Annotated in this window: 1 protein-coding gene; it reads left to right on the forward strand. The window is 52.4% G+C overall.

Annotated elements, in window-relative coordinates; all coding sequences use genetic code 11:
- Positions 1 to 185: 185 nt before the first annotated feature.
- Positions 186 to 1,192 (forward strand): IS110 family RNA-guided transposase (locus ACT3ID_RS18920; RefSeq protein ID WP_491543628.1); only part of this gene is annotated, 1,007 nt, incomplete at its 3' end.

Raw genomic sequence — 1,192 nt, forward strand, 5'->3', positions numbered from 1 at the left:
GTACCAGCAAGCGGAAGAAAGGCTAATTAGCCCATCGGAGATTGACTCCATGAAAGGAATCAGCCCCTTCCGCTTTTGGTATTACTCAAACCTAAATAGCATGTAAGCTAAACACTATTAACAGAGTCAGGTCCGGTAATACCGCGCTGGCATTAAAAATCTAACGAGAAAGATGATAATTATTGATGGAGACGACAAATATTGCATCCAACGATCACTACGTGGGAATCGATATTTCGAAACAGAAACTCGACTGTTGGCTTCGTCCGCTCGGAGAGCACCTGGTCTGCGGGAATGATCGGCGGGGCTTCGACCGGTTGCTTCGATGGCTGGAGGCCGAAGGATGCACCCCCAGCAATACCATCATTTGTATGGAGAATACCGGCATTTACGGGAAACGGTTGCTTGTGGTTCTGACCGAGGCCGGATGGCCGGCCGCTGTTGAGAAGACAACAGTAACCGATAAGGTCGGCCCCGAGCACGGCCGCAAAGAAGATGAGTATGATGCGAGTCTGATCGCTGAATATGCCGAACGCTTTGCCGACAAGCTTACGATTTCCACCCCACCCGATGTGGCCTTAGATCAAGTAAAGCAACTATACAGCGAACGTCGGCGGCTGGTGCGCCAGCGCTCGGCGACCAAAACCAAGCAAACGCAGTCGGCCCAGCAGCCGAACTGTCCGGAGCTGATCCGGGACGGCTGGGGGCGGCAGATCAGCTTTCTGGACCAGCAGATCAAGCGAATTGAAGATCGGATCAGCGAAATTGTGGAAGCTCACGAAGGCCTCAACCACTATAGCAAGCTATTGAAGAGTATTCCAGGCGTGGCCGAGATCACTACGTGGTTGTGGCTGATTCATTTTTACGGGCAAGCGAAGTTGAATCCGAAGAAAATTGCCGCCCGATTCGGGGTAGCCCCACACTGCCACAGCTCGGGATCGTCGGTGAAAGGCAAAACCCGCTCGTCCGGCCACGGAGCCTCCGAGATGCGCGCGACGCTGACGATGGCCGCTCGGTCGGCCAGCACGCACTGTGATCGATTTAACACCTATAAGCAACGAAAATTGGAAGAGGGAAAATGTTGGCCGATCGTACGCAACAATTTGGTAAACAAGTTAATTACTCTAATATGTGCTATATGGAATAGCGGCGAATCTTACGATCCGAATCACACCTCCCGGTTTGACCGGGA

It is taken from the genome of Fodinibius sp. GM108 (assembly GCF_058386985.1).